The 15,225-nt window shown below is 52.6% G+C and carries 14 protein-coding genes; 4 read left to right on the top strand and 10 right to left on the bottom strand.

Annotation, left to right across the window (positions count from 1 at the left end; all coding sequences use genetic code 11):
- Positions 1 to 10: 10 nt before the first annotated feature.
- Genes ACN0YN_RS15505 through ACN0YN_RS15525 form a run of 5 tightly spaced genes read right to left on the bottom strand, consistent with a single transcriptional unit; the run spans position 11 to position 4,265 of the window.
- The gene (locus ACN0YN_RS15505; protein WP_417385927.1) at positions 11 to 1,576 is read right to left on the bottom strand and encodes an arylsulfatase; all 1,566 of its coding nucleotides are present in this window, start codon (positions 1,574 to 1,576) and stop codon (positions 11 to 13) included.
- A 31-nt stretch (positions 1,577 to 1,607) separates the two neighbouring features.
- Complete coding sequence (locus tag ACN0YN_RS15510; protein WP_417385928.1) at positions 1,608 to 2,282, bottom strand: lysophospholipid acyltransferase family protein; 675 nt, start codon at positions 2,280 to 2,282, stop codon at positions 1,608 to 1,610.
- A gap of 3 nt (positions 2,283 to 2,285) precedes the next feature.
- Positions 2,286 to 3,218, bottom strand: coding sequence for a phosphatidate cytidylyltransferase (locus ACN0YN_RS15515; RefSeq protein WP_417385929.1), 933 nt, complete (start codon positions 3,216 to 3,218; stop codon positions 2,286 to 2,288).
- A gap of 2 nt (positions 3,219 to 3,220) precedes the next feature.
- Positions 3,221 to 3,862 carry a CDP-alcohol phosphatidyltransferase family protein gene (locus ACN0YN_RS15520; RefSeq protein ID WP_417385930.1) on the bottom strand — a complete coding sequence of 214 codons (642 nt, stop codon included), beginning with the start codon at positions 3,860 to 3,862 and terminating at the stop codon, positions 3,221 to 3,223.
- Positions 3,855 to 4,265 carry a hypothetical protein gene (locus tag ACN0YN_RS15525; RefSeq protein WP_417385931.1) on the bottom strand — a complete coding sequence of 137 codons (411 nt, stop codon included), beginning with the start codon at positions 4,263 to 4,265 and terminating at the stop codon, positions 3,855 to 3,857. Before ACN0YN_RS15525 ends, ACN0YN_RS15520 begins: the two co-directional genes overlap by 8 nt.
- Before the next feature lie 264 nt (positions 4,266 to 4,529).
- Between ACN0YN_RS15525 and ACN0YN_RS15530 the strand changes: the two genes are divergently transcribed.
- Both ACN0YN_RS15530 and ACN0YN_RS15535 read left to right on the top strand, forming a co-directional pair.
- On the top strand, positions 4,530 to 4,835 hold the full coding sequence (locus ACN0YN_RS15530; RefSeq protein WP_417385932.1) for a hypothetical protein: 306 nt from the start codon (positions 4,530 to 4,532) through the stop codon (positions 4,833 to 4,835).
- Positions 4,836 to 4,875: 40 nt separating this feature from the next.
- The gene (locus ACN0YN_RS15535; RefSeq protein WP_417385933.1) at positions 4,876 to 5,502 is read left to right on the top strand and encodes a hypothetical protein; all 627 of its coding nucleotides are present in this window, start codon (positions 4,876 to 4,878) and stop codon (positions 5,500 to 5,502) included.
- Here ACN0YN_RS15535 and ACN0YN_RS15540 read toward each other — a convergent pair.
- The 4 genes from ACN0YN_RS15540 to ACN0YN_RS15555 are packed head-to-tail and all read right to left on the bottom strand — an operon-like array spanning position 5,499 to position 9,430.
- Positions 5,499 to 6,038, bottom strand: a complete 540-nt coding sequence (locus ACN0YN_RS15540; RefSeq protein WP_417385934.1) for a hypothetical protein — start codon at positions 6,036 to 6,038, stop codon at positions 5,499 to 5,501. The genes ACN0YN_RS15535 and ACN0YN_RS15540 overlap by 4 nt on opposite strands.
- Positions 6,039 to 6,045: 7 nt before the next feature.
- Positions 6,046 to 6,255, bottom strand: coding sequence for a hypothetical protein (locus tag ACN0YN_RS15545; protein WP_417385935.1), 210 nt, complete (start codon positions 6,253 to 6,255; stop codon positions 6,046 to 6,048).
- Positions 6,256 to 6,264: 9 nt separating this feature from the next.
- Positions 6,265 to 7,710 carry a hypothetical protein gene (locus ACN0YN_RS15550; protein ID WP_417385936.1) on the bottom strand — a complete coding sequence of 482 codons (1,446 nt, stop codon included), beginning with the start codon at positions 7,708 to 7,710 and terminating at the stop codon, positions 6,265 to 6,267.
- 16 nt (positions 7,711 to 7,726) lie between these two features.
- Positions 7,727 to 9,430 carry a GntP family permease gene (locus ACN0YN_RS15555; protein ID WP_417385937.1) on the bottom strand — a complete coding sequence of 568 codons (1,704 nt, stop codon included), beginning with the start codon at positions 9,428 to 9,430 and terminating at the stop codon, positions 7,727 to 7,729.
- 264 nt (positions 9,431 to 9,694) lie between these two features.
- On the opposite strand from ACN0YN_RS15555, the gene ACN0YN_RS15560 reads away from it, so the two are divergent.
- Together ACN0YN_RS15560 and ACN0YN_RS15565 are read left to right on the top strand one after the other, a co-directional pair.
- Entirely contained in the window at positions 9,695 to 11,563 is a 1,869-nt protein-coding gene (locus ACN0YN_RS15560) for a DUF1549 domain-containing protein (RefSeq protein WP_417385938.1), read from the top strand.
- A 71-nt stretch (positions 11,564 to 11,634) separates the two neighbouring features.
- Positions 11,635 to 12,915 (top strand): DUF1501 domain-containing protein, encoded by a 1,281-nt coding sequence (locus ACN0YN_RS15565; protein ID WP_417385939.1) that lies wholly within the window; start codon positions 11,635 to 11,637, stop codon positions 12,913 to 12,915.
- 44 nt (positions 12,916 to 12,959) lie between these two features.
- On the opposite strand, the gene ACN0YN_RS15570 is transcribed toward ACN0YN_RS15565, so the two are convergent.
- Complete coding sequence (locus ACN0YN_RS15570; protein WP_417385940.1) at positions 12,960 to 15,155, bottom strand: alpha-amylase/4-alpha-glucanotransferase domain-containing protein; 2,196 nt, start codon at positions 15,153 to 15,155, stop codon at positions 12,960 to 12,962.
- Positions 15,156 to 15,225 lie beyond the last annotated feature (70 nt).

Consider the following 15,225-nt stretch of genomic DNA (forward strand, 5'->3'; position numbering starts at 1 on the left):
GGAAACGCATTCAGGGAATCTGCTTTCCCCGCTGATGCTTTTCCTGCGCGACTCCGGTTTTTTCGGCCCACTGCAGCCAGTCCGCTTTCATCTGTGCCACACGCTCGGGATACTGGGCAGCCAGATCATTCGTTTCGGTACGATCCTGTTCCAGATCATACAGCTCCCAGCGATTGATAGTACGGTCTGCGACCAGTTTCCATTTTCCCTGGCGAACGGCCTGGTTATTCCTCAACTCCCAGAACAGCGATTGATGTGGCTCGCGGGTTTCTCCCTGCAGGACAGGCAGGATACTTTTTCCATCGACGGGCAGAATTTTGTGAGTCTGGAACGTCGTCGGATATTCGGTTTCCGCCAGTTCGACACAGGTCGGCATGACATCAATGATATGTGCCGGCTGCCGCGTGATGGAATTCGCTTCGATCTTGCCAGGCCAGCGTACGATGAAGGGAGTCGAAATGCCCCCCTCATGCATCCACGTTTTAAAGCGACGGAAGGGTGTATTCTGCGGAAACGCCCAGCTAGGACCACAGGTGGTGTAATATTCTTTAGGTCCGGGGAGCTGCTCCGGATTCGCTCCGCCCGGCTCACTCGCATCGGGTCCGTTATCGGAGAGAAACATCACAATCGTGTTCTCATCCACGCCGGTCTCTTTTAACGTCGACAGCAGTCGCCCGATATTCTGATCCATGCAGTCAATCATCGCGGCGTAAACTTCCATACGGCGTTCCTGCCAGTCGCGCGGATATTTGTCCTGTTCCCAGTCGGCTGATTCCGGATCGCGGGCCGGCAGCTTCCAGTGGGGATCGACGAGCCCCATTTTCAACTGCCGCTGATAACGTTCATCGCGCAACGCTTCCCAACCTGCAGCGTAACGTCCCTTGTATTTTTTGATGTCTTCCGGTTTGGCATGCAGGGGATAGTGGGGAGCCGTGTAACAGAGATGCAGAAAGAAAGGCTTGTCAGACTGGGAACAGTTCTTAATCTGCTGAATCGCATGGTCGGTAAAAGCGTCGGTCGTATAAAAGTCCTCGGGGAACTCAGTAATCCGCGTCGTATTATGAGCGAAGAAGCGGTAACCATCGCCGGTAATCCCCCGTTTGAATTTGGGATCGCGGTAGTAGGGATCGAAAAAATTGCAGCAGCCATCCAGCAGGCCGTAATACTCCTGAAACCCGCGATAGACGGGATGCGTTGATTCGGTGCGTCCCAGATGCCATTTGCCGCTGAGGACCGTCTGATAGCCGGCCTGCTGCAGGACTTCGCCGATCGTCACCATGTTACGCGTCAGATGGGGACGCGGATAGCGGGGATACAAACCGGTCACCAGAGAAGCCCGCGTGGTCCAGCAGACCGCGTTATTATAGAACTGGGTAAACCGCAGCCCTTCTGCCGCCATGCGATCCAGATTGGGTGTCTGCACTTCACCGCCGTAACAGCCGATATCCGACCAGCCCATGTCATCACACATGATCAGAATGATATTAGGGCGTTTCGATTTTTCTGCCGCCTGAACGGTCGAGGCAATGGTGGTGAATAACAGTAAGCACAACAACAGGACAGCGCGCAACTTCATCAGTCAGAACTCCATGGATTTTGTCGATTACTTATGGTTCCGGTTTGGGATCCTGCATCCATGATCGTGGCTGACTGCAGGTAATGCAATACTTCTGCAGTTCCAGAAAGGCATCTTTAATGGCATTCACCAGTTGTTCCCCGTTTTCGGCATCGGGAAGTGCTTTTCCAATGATCACATCACAATTAAAGGGAACCAGCAGCGCTTCGCCGCGCGGCAGGGCTCGCCCCAGACCATGCATCATCACCGGCGTGACTTGGGTGTCGGTACGATCGTGTACGATATGATAGATGCCCCGTTTGATTTCGCTCAGTTCTTCCGGATTGCCGCGGCTACCTTCGGGAAACAGAATCAGAATGTCTCCCTGATCCAGTCCCTGATGACAGCCGGCAAACAACTCGCTTTTTCGCATGCGACCACTGCGATTGATGGGAATGATGCCAATGCATTTGAGGGCAAACCAGGCCAGATATTTGTTTCGCAGAAAATAATCAGCAGCAGCGACGGGACGCACCCGATGGATTTTTGAGAGCGGATACAGGCTCATCAGTACCAGCGTATCGAGGTGACTGTTGTGATTCGCGGCGATCAGCGCGGGACCTTCCAGCGGCAGATTCGGTTTGCCTCGCAGGTTCAGACCGAGCACGATAAACACAATCGGTCTGACAAAGAGCGCAAAGAACAGGATTTTGAGGGCACGTTCCATGGCTCAGTAATTCATGTAATACAGGAAGTGAAAGAATAGAGGGGACGTAAAAATCAGGCTGTCGCAGCGATCCAGTATCCCGCCATGCCCGGGAATCAGACTGCCACTGTCTTTGATTTCCAGATCCCGTTTGATGGAAGAAATCACGACGTCTCCGATAAAACCCGAACCGCTGATGAGCAATCCCCCCAGCAGACTGTACTTCAGCGACAGGGGAGTCAGATAAGGTCCCAGCAGTGACGAAACGAGGGCGATCGACAGCACGCCTCCGATGAATCCTTCCCAGGTTTTATTGGGGCTGACTTTGGGAATAATTTTATGTCGGCCCAGCAGCTTGCCCCAGATGTACTGACAGACGTCGTTGAGCTGCGTCATCAGCAGCAGGAAAATCACCAGGCCGATGTCCCCCGCTTCTTTGTTTTGAACTGGCAGCACCAGCAGATAGGCGATATGGCTCAGACAGAAGACCGTCAGCATCACCGCCCAGTGAATAATTCCCGCTGAGTAGATGAAGCCTTTCGTTTCGCCAATCAATACCATCCGCATCGGTAGCAGCAGGAAGATATAGATGGGAATAAAAATGATAAACATGCCGTACCAGCCGATACTGACGAAATAGTACTGAATGGGAATCGAAACATAAGCCCAGAACAGCACGCGTCGATCCGCCTGGCGGGTTGGGACAATGGAAAAGAATTCTTTCAACGCCAGGAAACTGATAAAGGCAAACAGAATAATCGCGGTGGTCTGACTGACGATCAGACAGACGAAAATAATGCCGATCATCCACCACCAGGACTGAATCCGCTGCCGCAGTTCGGTGTAGTCTTTCTGCGGTTTGACACGCGCGAGTATCAGGCGGCAGGTCGTGGCAGTCACCAGCAGTCCCAGTACGACCAGCATCGCGTTTAATGAGTGAGGCGGGATCTCGAACATATTCAGGCTTCCAGAAACCGATAGGCAGAAACAGTGCGACGAATACAGGTAATGACACAGCCGACGACGATCACAATCAGAGCGATCAACAGACCATAGTCGGACTGACGGAAGATCGTTTCCAGCGCGGTGACTACACAGGCAATCGTCAGGATCGCCATCCGATGCTGTTTCGCCATTGGCCCTTTGAAATCAACGGGGGCACCGATACTCGCGCTCAATGTGCGAATATAAGCCGTCATCACGGCAAGCAGTCCCGCACACCAGCCCAGTTCGCCTCCAAAGTCGACAATATGAATCGCATAGCCGGCGGAAACCAGAATCAACGGGTCGGCAATACGATCAGGAATATCATTGAACAATTCGCCGGACTTCGTACTTTTCCCCCCTTCGACGGCGACCATGCCATCAAACAGATTGCACAGCAGGCGGCATTGGATCATCAGCCCGGCCAGGATCAGCAGCCACCAGTAAGCATAGCGGGCAAACAGCAGAAAACAGGCTGCTGCCAGTAACGCAAAAAAGACACTGGTGACCGAGATCTGATTGGGCGTGATATTTTTGCCGCTCAGGTAACGGGCGAAGGTATTGACCAGTTTGACATCGCGAACTTTGAGCGGACGCCGTGCGCTGGGTTCATTCATATTGACTGCTTCTCTGCTGGTGAATTCGGAGTAATTTAAACGACGTAAACAGGCAGAAAGAAAAGGCAACGCTTAACGCAGGTAGAATCGTTGCGAGGATGCGAGGCGTCCCCATGACTAAATGGATGGTATAAAGAAACAGACTGGTACAGCAGATGACGACAACTGCGGGCAGCAGCACCTTCGTAAAAGGATGATGAAACCGGTGAAACAGTAACGTGACGGCGTGTACCATGAACAGGGTGATCATAAAACTGGCGGTCCCCTGTGTCAGTCCCGAGACGACGCCTGACTGAGTGGAGTCCTGGGAATTAATGTGATAAGCCCAGCCTCCCCAGAGAATAAATGCCAGCACAGCCGACAGCAGATTGAATAAACGTGACGTGCGAACATTCTGATCCATAAAATAACGCAACCCACAGCAGTGATAATGAGAGATGAGATCTAATGCGACTTTGCTGTCAGTGAATCTGACGGGAACGAGATCCGTCTGTTGTGGAAGATATAGTGGCATGAAAGATTGAGTTAAGCAAGCATGAAAAGATCGCATTGCACCCAGATTGAGTGTTCTGTCTTTAAACGAATGTTTTGATTGTGTTGCGGAACTGTTATGATCGTGTGCATTAGAAACCGGTTCTATCATCTGAAAGTCCAGGAAATCACAGCAATGTCAACAACACCACTCCCTGCGGAATCACACAGGATTACGCCAAAGTTTAATCTCGCTCTATTTGCCTTTAATGCACTAGCGGGCATCATCAAGTTCAGTTTCGTCGCGAAAGTGGGGCTCGGTGGACTGGTACTGACGTCTATTCTCGATGCTGTTTTGACAATCTGTATTCTGCTGATCATTGCCTGGTTTTTGAAAGAATTCTGGCTCCGTCTGATCTCTGATCTGTTTTCCCTGCGGAACATCGATTACCAGGAAGCCATTGCCATCATACTGGTGTTGAGTATGTTGGGGTTGAGCTGAGTTCCCCGATCCTTCTTAAACCAGGATTTTGATAAGAAATATGTTAAGTACGCTTGAGCAACAGAAGGAACGCTGGCTGGCTGATTCCCGCAGCCGGATCAGGCTCGTCATACGCTTGCTGGTGGTTGGGCTGCTTGTCACTCTATTTCTCAGTCTGTTCTTATACATCCAGAATCTGAAACAGAAAAACGCGTTCACTCAAAAATTGATCGATGCCCAAGTCAACGTCTGGGACACTTACAGCATAAAGCCTCCGCTGGTACCGAATCTGCTGGTCCCCTATATCGGGAAATACATCAGCTATCGAGAGAAATACGTTATTGAACTGGATGCCAGCAATACGAATATTACAGATGACACGCTCGCTGAAATCGCCCTGCTGAATCAAATCGCCTATTTGAATCTGGAAAACTGCAAGATTACCAATCAAACACTGGAACGTCTGCAGGAGTTACCAGATCTGTCGAGATTGAACCTGAAGAATACGCAGATCACGGATGCGGGTCTGAAGTATCTGGCCGGTTTAAAAAAGATCGAGATCATCAATCTGGAACAGACAGCCGTCACAAAGGAAGCGGCGATGAAGCTGGAGAAACAGTTGAAAGCAGCGCGACCGAAGTCCACCTCCGGCAAGACACCCGTCAAAGATCCTGTGGTATTATTTTAATTTGAATCCTGGGAAGAGGGATTTGCCTGAGCAGTCTGGATGTGAGCAACCAGTGTATCCAGGATCTCTTTCTCGTGATACAGGCCTCCCGGTGCCGGACTGCGAATGAAGAAACGAACCTGCTTTCCCATTTCGAGTGGCTCGGTGAATCGCATTCGAACCAGATACTGAGGGAAATTGAAGGGGAAACCGAGTTGAAAATGATAGCTCTTTAATTCTTCGATATTTGTCAGAGGTGTCGTTTCCTGTTGTCCGTCCTTCTGAAAACGAATACAGGTTTCATTCATCCAGACTTCATCCGCAAAACCGGAAACGAGATACCTGGCCAGAAAAAAGAGTCCCAGCGCCACGAAAATCCCCAAGACAATTGAACGGATCTTTTCGTAATCCCAGTCACTCACCGTTTTTGAACTCAGGAAGGCTATTGTGAGCCAGAAGCAGAGTGTCGCAATGGGGAACCACTTCTTGAGCGTAAAGGTGTTGAAGCCGGCAGAGATGGATGTCAGTTCTGTCAGTGGGGGAGATTCCTGCGACATGGCACCCTCACAAAGACGTTTCAGATGATTCTTTTGCAGAGCCTGGTTTTTCTTCCAGCACTGCAATGCGTACTTCCAGGGCTTTCACCTGAATGGAGAGCCGATTGGCTTCTGCCAGGGCACCTGCCCCCAGTGAGAATCCCATTAACCCAAATATCCAGGCAAAGCCTTCCATCTTTTCTCCTCTGAGAACAAACACCTTGTTTTGTTGTTTCATTCCCCTGGCTTACCGATCAAACTGGAACGAGTACAGATCACACTCCTGCAACTGGAACTTCAGGCGGACGGGCTGACCGGCGAAGGCAGCCAGATCGGGACGATTTTTCCAGATCACGGTGCCATCAATTTTGTCGCCAATCACAGGCAGACAGTCCTGCATCGTGAAACCGGGAATCGGGCTGCCGTCCTGCTGCTGAATCTCCACTTTCAGACTGCCGGCGGCACTGGTGCTGAAATTCAAGTTGAGCTGGCTGCCCGTAAAAATGAACGGCTTCGTCAACAGGCTGCCTGGTTCCGAACCGGCATTCACAGAGACAAAGCCATCGGTCCGCAACACGTAACGATCACCACTGCGATGATAGATCGACATTTCCGCTGGTCCGGTTGGCAGAACATTTAACGCCACATAGTTGGCGCGATTCTTCCACTGCTCTGGATCAAGGCCGGGCCTGATGAATGCGTGAGTAAACAGCCGATCGTATTTTGAAGAACCGGCGCGTGTCGTCATGAAAAGAATGTCAGTTGCGTTGACGTCCTGCAGATCGTACTCAGGTGCATCCCCTCGACCGGGAACAAAGCGGGTAGGCAGTGCGATGTAAATATGTGGTGCCCGGAAGTAGGGGTGTGTCTGATTCGTGTAAAGGTGCTCGCCTGGCCGATTGGGATTGAGCGCCACCGGTTGACTCCAATGTTGAAAGTCAGGACTCGTCGTGCGGCTGATGCTGCGCAGTCGTTCGGGATCGGTCCAGGTGCGAAAATAGCAGACGTATTTCTGCTCCGCCTCGGACCAGAACGCGACATTGGCAGAATCAAAAGCGTGCCGCCACTCGGGTTGATACGGAATCACTTCCCCCTGCTTCGTCCAGTGAATCCCATCGGGGGAAACAAACGCAAACAGCCCGTGCCCCTGCTCTTTCAACCCCCGCTTGTCCCCCGGCCCGGGATACCCTGCTAATGCTTTATATCGTTCTTCAGGTTTCACGCCAGCACGCGTGTCGAGAAACGGAGTGAAGTTGGTCAGAAAGGGGGGCTGCTTTGCGAGGATCACATTGTTTGCTGTTGTGCCTGCGACTTCATGCAGCCCCAGTTCCGGGAATTCCCATTCGTGACCATCCCTGCTGACGGCGTAATGTACGGTTTCACCAGGATGCCCGGTATGTTTTTCCCCCTGGTAAGCCGGATCGGAACCCCGCCACCAGGCCTGGAAGCGGTCTCCCTGTTTAATGACCGTCATCATGTGTCTTACAGGGAGTGGCGAACGGGGGCGTGGTGCTTTGACGGGATGATGCAGTTGGAGTGTCACGCCGTCCAGCTGATCAATCAGCAGCCGATCCACAAACAGTTCCCGCCGGGAACCGATGTGAAGAGGTTCCGCGACAGACACACTGGTTAAAAGTAGAACCAGTGTGATAGTAACCATCTTCAGGCCAGCGTCTGCCGTGCTCTGTTTCATACCAGTCAATGCCTCTCTAAACCAGTGGGAAAAACTGCACTCCCAGCAGGACCACGATAAATCCGACGATGCCCATCAGAGCCGTCATGGGGCTGATAAACTTCAAAGTTTCGCCTTCGGTCATGCCACTCATTTTTCCGATGACCCAGAAGCCGCTGTCATTCATCCAGGAGATCGGCTTCGAGCCACAGCCGATGGCGAGCGCCAGGTAAACCGGATGGAAGCCGAGTGTGGCCGACTCGGTGATTCCCCCCAGAATTCCGACCGTTGTGATCATCGCGACCGTCGATGAGCCCTGGGCAGTCCGGATGGCGGTGGTAATCAGAAAGGCCAGCGTGACCAGCATCAGTGGTGAGACCTGTGGCAGAGATTCAATCAGAAAACTGACCCCCGTCTGTTGCAGTACGCTGCCAAATGCACCGCCGGCAGCGGTAATCAGGATGATCACGCCCCCGGTATAAAGAGATGTCTGGATCGATTCCGAGAGTGCTGCCATCGAAGATTTCTTCTGACGAATGAGCATCCAGAGCGCGATGACAGTGGCAATACCCAGGGCAATATTCTTATTCCCCAGCGTAGTGATCAGGGTCTGCATCTCTGGCGAGAGCTGGCTGCTGATCGTTTTAAATTTCAACAGCGTGGAGCCGGCAATGAGGATAACGGGCAGCAGAATCGGTAACAGTGACAACCAGAGTGGCGGCAGGTCTTCGATTTTTTTCGAAGCCAGTTTCTGCAGATCTTCTTTGGTGACATCGGCAGAGTCACGAAAGGGGAGCTCACAATGTTTATTGATGAGTGTTGCGTAACCGAGTCCGAAGAGCGCGGCGATACTCCCCACAATCAGCCCCCCGACCATCATCGTGGCGATATCGACATTCAACTGTTCGGCTACAAACAAAGGGCCGGGAGTGGGCGGTACCAGGGAATGGGCCATCGTCCCTCCGGTGACGATCGCGAGCACATATAACAGATAGTTCTTGCCGGTGCGGAACCGCATCGCCTTGCCCAGCGGAATGAGCAGGTAGAAAACGGTATCGAAAAAGACGGGAATCGCCAGCAGAAAGCCACTGGCCATAAAAGCGACGGGGGCCAGCTTCTCGCCGACAAACTGAATGGCCGAGCGGACAATGCGTTCGGCGGCGCCACTTTCCAGCAGACACATCCCAATGATGGCGGCGAGTGCGATCAGAATCCCGATCTTGGCACAGGTGGAACCGAAGCCAGCGGCGACACGTTCGCCGACTGATTTTTTGCCTTCCGCGATCGCTGCATTGTAATGGGTGGGAGTAATCGCAAAGTCGTCGAGGCGGATTGCGCGGCTGGCACTGTCGTCACGAATGCTGAGATCGGCAATGCTGATCCGTTTGTTGTCTTTGGTAAATTGAGCAGTAACCCGCTGGACTTCCGCCTGGGCAATGGGAATCAGGGGGAAGCGGGGTTGTTCGGTCCCCATAATCATCAGCAGCATGCCAGGTTGCAGACTCCCTTTTTTTTCCTCCTGGACCACGAGACTGCGGTTGTCTTCACTGACCTCGATGATTTTGAAACTGCTTTTTCTAAGTGCAGTCTCTTCAATCTGTTGCACAGGCGTCAGCACGCCTACACAAATGGCACCTGCCAGCAAAGCCAGAAAGGCATGTAGACGGAAAAACAGGACGCCACCAATGACAATGGCAACCCCGGATAAAATAACAATAATGACCCAAGCGCTCAGTTCCATTATTCAACCAGTCCGGTTTTTGGTTCAGTTTAGATTAATTTACGAAAATCACCTTTTTTTCGACACATTCAAAGTAAAGAAGGGTTTAATAGCCAGTATCAGGGATTGCAGTCATGTCACCCGGCCGAAACAGTTTGAATGGTCGACCTGGATGAAATGATTGGAAAACAGGATGCACTCTGGAGATCAGCAGGTTTTGAGTCACTCTGACTCCTGATCGAAACCAGGAACCATTTCCCCGACTCTTTTAACAGGTCAAACGCCATGATGAGTTTTACCCGGAAACGAACGATTCAAACTGCCTGCCTGTTTCTATTGGCATTGTCCGCTCCATTATGCCAGTCTTCGGCATTCGCGGCAACAAAGGACGCGGATCAATCGACTAAAGCGCAAAGAGTCGATGCCGTCTCGATGGCAAAGAAGATCGATCAACTGCTGGAATCGGAACTCAAAAAAGCAAACATCAAACCGGCGCCGCTGGCCAACGATGAAGACTTTCTGCGTCGCGTGACCTTCGATCTGGCAGGTCGCAAACCTTCGACATCGGAAGTCATCCTGTTCGGCCTGGATGCGAGCCCCGGCAAACGACAGGCCGTCATTGACGACCTGTTGAAATCAGAAGAGTACGGTGTGAACTGGGCACGCTACTGGCGTGATGTCATCTACCTGCGTGCCACTGATGCACGGTCGCGACTGAATCAGAATGAATTCGAAGAGTGGATGGCCACTCAGCTCAATGAGAATAAAAGCTGGGATCAGATTACCACATCCCTGCTGACGGCTACCGGCGATGTGCGCGAAAACGGGGAGACAGCTCTGATATTTGCTCATCAGGGAGACCCGGCGGAACTGGCGGCAGAAACGTCCCGCATCTTCCTGGGAATTCAGATTCAATGTGCGAACTGCCACGATCACCCTACCGACAAATGGAAGCGGAACAGCTTCCATGAACTGGCAGCCTTCTTTCCCCGCGTTCGGGTGCGTCAGGTACGTGATTCGACGCCACGTACATTTGAAGTAGTTTCCATGAATCGGGGCGGGGACGGCAATCAGTATGCCCAACGCATTAAGATGATTCAGGATCCCTCCATGCTGTTCCGTTTTTACGACCGGAACCGGGACGGGAAACTGACCGAACAGGAAGTCCAGCGAACCCGCATGGCCCGTGGCTTTGAACAAATGGTGGCCCGTGCGGATAAAGATGGTGATAAAGCGTTGACGGCGGAAGAAATCAAAAGTATCCCCGTCCCCGATAACATGTCGCGGTTCATGACCGAATATCATATGCCCGATTTAAATGATCCGACTTCCATGGGCAAAGTCGTGCAACCGGTCCTGTTTGTCGGCACCAAAGCACCGGAAGGACTGGACGACATCGAACGGCGTGAAACCCTGTCGAAGTTTTTAACGACCCCTTCGAATGTCTGGTTCTCACGAGCGATCGTCAACCGGCTCTGGGCGGAAATGCTGGGCGAAGGCTTCTATATGCCCATCGATGACATCGGCCCGGAACGCAGTGCCGTCTATCCTGAAGTCCTGAACGCTTTATCGGAAGGTTTCACAGCCAGCGGCTACGATCTGAAATGGCTCTGTCAAACAATTACCAGCACCCGTGCTTACCAGCGGGAAATGCAGAAGAAAACCGAACAGCAGCATACACCGTTCGCGGCACAATCTCCCACACGGTTAAGAGGCGACCAGATCTTCACCGCGATCACCCAGGTGTTCGGCGTTGACGATCTGCAGGCGAACCGAAACTTCGGCAGCCGACGATTTCAGGGGAGTCGATCCGCTCGGGGACAGTTCAGCGCACTGTTTACTTTTGATCCTTCGACCTCGCAGGACGAAATCACCGGTGATGTCCCCCAGGCACTGTTCATGATGAATTCGAAAACATTGAACGAAATGCTGGGAACCGACCGGAATACGAAACTGGCACAGATCGCCAGAGACTTTAAAGATAACAATGACGCCATTCAGGAACTGTATCTGCTGACACTTTCGCGAGTGCCCAGTAAATCAGAACTGAAGATCTGCCAGGATTACATTCAGGAAGCAGGCAACCGGAATGACGCGCTCGAAGATCTGATGTGGAGTCTGTTGAATTCCAGCGAGTTTATTACCAAACGCTGATCAATTTCCGACAGACATTTGTAACCAGTTCATTTTCCCATCAATTCCCCCCTCAGTATGAGGAGTTCGTTATGAGTCTTTATCACCATCAGCAGGTTCAGGCAGTTCGAGGCGGTTTCTCGCGTCGCAGCTTTCTCCGCAACGTTTCGCTGGGAGCGATGGCGGCAGGCACCCTCAGCTTTCACGACCTGATGAGCGTCTCTGCCGAAGAACTCCGCAAACAGGGACGCGCGATGATTTTGTTATGGATGTCGGGCGGTCCCAGTCAGTTTGAAACGTTTGATCCGAAGCCGAACACATCCAGTGCCGGCGAGAAGCAGGCGATCAAAACTGCGGTTTCCGGCATTGAGATTTCCGAAGACTGGAAAAACACCGCGAAAGTCATGCAGGATATCGCGTTGATCCGTTCGATGACAAACAAAGAGGGGAACCACCAGCGTGCCACCTATCAGATGCATACGGGTTATGTCCCTTCCGGAAGTGTGAAACATCCGAGCCTGGGTTCAAACATTGTCCGCGAGATCGGCGATCGCGAACTGGACATCCCCTCGATCGTCTCTGTCGGGGCAACGGAAGGGGCCGGTTTTCTGGGTGTGGACTTCGAGCCGTTCAACATCAACAATCCGGGGAACATTCCCGACAACGTCGCAGCAACCGTGACCGACAAACGCTACCAGAAACGCCTGGGACTGCTGGGGCGCCTGGATACCGAATTCGCCAGCCGCGGCGGTGAAGTGGTCGTCAAGAATCACAGCAAGATCTATAACAAAGCCTCTTCGCTGGTTTTAAGTCCGGAGACCAAAGTGTTTGACTTAAACCAGGAACCGGCAGAACTGCGTCGCGAATACGGCGAGAACAACTTCGGAAAAGGTTGCCTGCTGGCCCGGCGACTGGTGGAAGCGGGTTCGACCTTCATCGAAGTCCGCTCCAATGGCTGGGACAATCACGCTGATATTTCCGAAACCCTGTCGCCGCGTGCACAGGAAGTGGATGCCGGGATGGCGGCTTTGATTACGGACCTGAAACAGCGGGGCATGCTGGATAAGACCCTGGTGGTCTGGATGGGCGAATTCGGCAGAACGCCGAAGATCAATGCCCGCGCCGGTCGCGACCATTATCCGCGCGTCTTCTCAGCCGCACTGGCCGGGGGAGGCGTCAAAGGGGGACAGGTGATTGGATCTTCGACCAAAGACGGTTCCGCCGTCCAGGATCGCCCGGTCGAAGTCACCGACCTCTTCTGTTCGATCTGCAAGTCGTTACAGGTCGAACCCCGCAAAGAAAACATGAGTCCGCTGGGCCGCCCGATGAAAATCGTCGATGGCGGAAAAGTCGTCAACGAACTCTTTTCCTGAGAACGCTTTCTCTGAACTTCACCAGAGGACCTCACGGTCCAGGCTTATGCTCCGGAAGCAGCTGCTTCACTGAGGGCTTTGGCCTGGGCTGCCGAGGTATCCATCGAAAGTGTGATGGTAACAGACCAGCGGCCCTGTTCATCTGCGACGAACTCCCAGTGAGGAATCACGACGGAACTCTGATGGACCAGTTCGTAGCCCCCTTCGGACTGACTGATGGTTTCAATCGGGAATGTCCAGATACTGGCGGGTGAGGAAAGATCCAGAGCGGCATCCAGCCCCAGCCATTCATCGACCAGACCGATGCGATCGGTTTTTTCCAGATCGAGTTTTGATTCCAGCTGTCCCAGCTGTTTACCCAGATGATTGTAGTAGTAGCGGTCACTGGCTCCTGCAGCCATCCCGGCAAAGTTGAACTCGACGCCAAAATTCAGCGGAACATCGGCAGGCAGGTTGGAGAGTTCGTAATGGATTTCCAGAGAGCCTGAAGCATTCTTCGCCAGGGAAACGGTTTTAGTGAGTTCAATTTCGTAAGGGCCGACGTACCCTTTTCGAGTCATACGTACTTCGCAGTCCTCGTCGGTTCGTCTGAGTGAGCTGAGGTAAACCCCCTGCACGAAATCGCCCACTTCTCCGCCCCCCTGAATGACCGTATCCAGATCGACGCCGGGCTGGAAGAAATGATCTACCAGCGATTTACGGGGGGTATGATCGTACTGTAATTTTTTCTCGAGACCGGGCTGTTTGAAACGGACGGCATTATGGATTTTGCCAATGTCCTCTCCGTCTTTGGCGCCCTGATTCTGTTCCATGGCTGCCTGGCGGATGATATCGTGATACGGTTCCGGACGCCGATCGAGGGTCGCGAGCAGATTGTGTTTCGCGCCTCTCACATCCAGTTCATACAGATGACCGCCTTGCGCCGGTGCGAGATAGCAGACCAGTCGATTGCTGGCCATTCTGATTTCTTTCCGGGCATCCAGATTGAAATCTCCCACTTCCACGGCGAGCCAGTTGGCATCGCGGTGAGTAATTTTCTCGAGCAGCGTGTCGGCTGAGATCAGATGTTTGTAAATCGCATTCCGCAGGTGAGGCAGGTACAGCCCCCCGAAGGCACCATGCCAGTAGGGACAGTTACACTGTGCGCGGTACAGCTCGGTGCGGGCTTCGTGCAATGCGGGCAGGTCTTCTGCTTCAACGCCGGTCTCTTCCAGGCTCTGCAGTCGGTTACTGACATGCAACATCCGGGTATACATCTCGTTGAGTTCGGCATATTTCACCCGGAAGTTCCGCCAGAACCCGCCACGCAGATAAGGTTTCAGGCGATCGAAGCCTTCGACGTCTGCAAACTGTTCTTTCAGTTGTGCCAGCTCCAGCTGTCGTTCGGAAGAGAGCGCCCACTCATTCATTTCGCGGTAGCTGGCATCAGGCAGATAGCAGCTTCCCAGCGGAGATACGGAATCGACCGACTCCGAAAGGGTAGTCACTTTCAACCAGTCACTGTTCTGACGCAGGAGGTCGAGGAATTTCTTCAGCCAGCCATCCCGGTAAACATGATCGAAGGTGCCAGGCCAGGCGCCGAACTTTTCGCCGTCATCACCAAAGACCACAACCGAATGCGGATGATGGTCGGAAATCTCTTTGAGGTAGTGAATTGTTTCGACGGGATCGGTAAAGGGAATCTGGTAGCGTAGTGTTTCGTTGTCCGGGAAAATCTTGAGCAGGCGGCCTTCGTCTTCCGAGAGGTAGTAACCGTGCATTTTATCTGCGCGAACGCCGGCCGCACTGAAGTGGGAATCATCCAGCAGGGTGAATTCCATGCCGGCATCGACCAGATCAGAAACGAACGACTGTTCCCAGACCCGTTCGGGGACCCACATTCCGCGAACGGGAGTTCCAAACAGTTTTTTCAGATAGTCGGAATAGGCGGTAATCTGTCCGATGCGGTCACAACGGGGAATGCCTGCCAGAATCGGTTCGTAAAAGGGTCCGCCCAGGATTTCGACCTGCCCGGAATCTGCCAGTCCACGAACCCGATCAATGTACTCCGGATGCGCTTCAACCAGCCATTCCATCAGGCTGCCTGAGGTATGCAGAGAAAAAGGGATATCAGGGTATTCTGATAAAACGTCGAGAAATGGTTGATAGCTCTTTTGATAGGATTCTTCAAAAACGCCTTCAAAATTCCCAACGGGCTGATGGTTGTGAATGACTAAAACAAGCCGAAGTCGACAGCCCATGGGCCGCATCCTTTCATCCGTGTGATACACAGAACTTTCGATTACGCTGTAAAACTGAACGGTATCAAAT

Source organism: Gimesia sp. (assembly GCF_048260065.1).
Lineage (GTDB): Bacteria > Planctomycetota > Planctomycetia > Planctomycetales > Planctomycetaceae > Gimesia.

Bases quoted from the DNA above. Each gene is read 5' to 3' on its own strand.
- ACN0YN_RS15560 (WP_417385938.1), top strand. From the start codon at position 9,695: ATGATGAGTTTTACCCGGAAACGAACGATTCAAACTGCCTGCCTGTTT.
- ACN0YN_RS15510 (WP_417385928.1), bottom strand. From the start codon at position 2,282: ATGGAACGTGCCCTCAAAATCCTGTTCTTTGCGCTCTTTGTCAGACCG.
- ACN0YN_RS15555 (WP_417385937.1), bottom strand. From the start codon at position 9,430: ATGGAACTGAGCGCTTGGGTCATTATTGTTATTTTATCCGGGGTTGCC.
- ACN0YN_RS15540 (WP_417385934.1), bottom strand. From the start codon at position 6,038: ATGTCGCAGGAATCTCCCCCACTGACAGAACTGACATCCATCTCTGCC.
- ACN0YN_RS15525 (WP_417385931.1), bottom strand. From the start codon at position 4,265: ATGGATCAGAATGTTCGCACGTCACGTTTATTCAATCTGCTGTCGGCT.
- ACN0YN_RS15570 (WP_417385940.1), bottom strand. From the start codon at position 15,155: ATGGGCTGTCGACTTCGGCTTGTTTTAGTCATTCACAACCATCAGCCC.
- ACN0YN_RS15550 (WP_417385936.1), bottom strand. From the start codon at position 7,710: ATGAAACAGAGCACGGCAGACGCTGGCCTGAAGATGGTTACTATCACA.
- ACN0YN_RS15505 (WP_417385927.1), bottom strand. From the start codon at position 1,576: ATGAAGTTGCGCGCTGTCCTGTTGTTGTGCTTACTGTTATTCACCACC.
- ACN0YN_RS15535 (WP_417385933.1), top strand. From the start codon at position 4,876: ATGTTAAGTACGCTTGAGCAACAGAAGGAACGCTGGCTGGCTGATTCC.
- ACN0YN_RS15545 (WP_417385935.1), bottom strand. From the start codon at position 6,255: ATGAAACAACAAAACAAGGTGTTTGTTCTCAGAGGAGAAAAGATGGAA.
- ACN0YN_RS15515 (WP_417385929.1), bottom strand. From the start codon at position 3,218: ATGTTCGAGATCCCGCCTCACTCATTAAACGCGATGCTGGTCGTACTG.
- ACN0YN_RS15520 (WP_417385930.1), bottom strand. From the start codon at position 3,862: ATGAATGAACCCAGCGCACGGCGTCCGCTCAAAGTTCGCGATGTCAAA.
- ACN0YN_RS15530 (WP_417385932.1), top strand. From the start codon at position 4,530: ATGTCAACAACACCACTCCCTGCGGAATCACACAGGATTACGCCAAAG.
- ACN0YN_RS15565 (WP_417385939.1), top strand. From the start codon at position 11,635: ATGAGTCTTTATCACCATCAGCAGGTTCAGGCAGTTCGAGGCGGTTTC.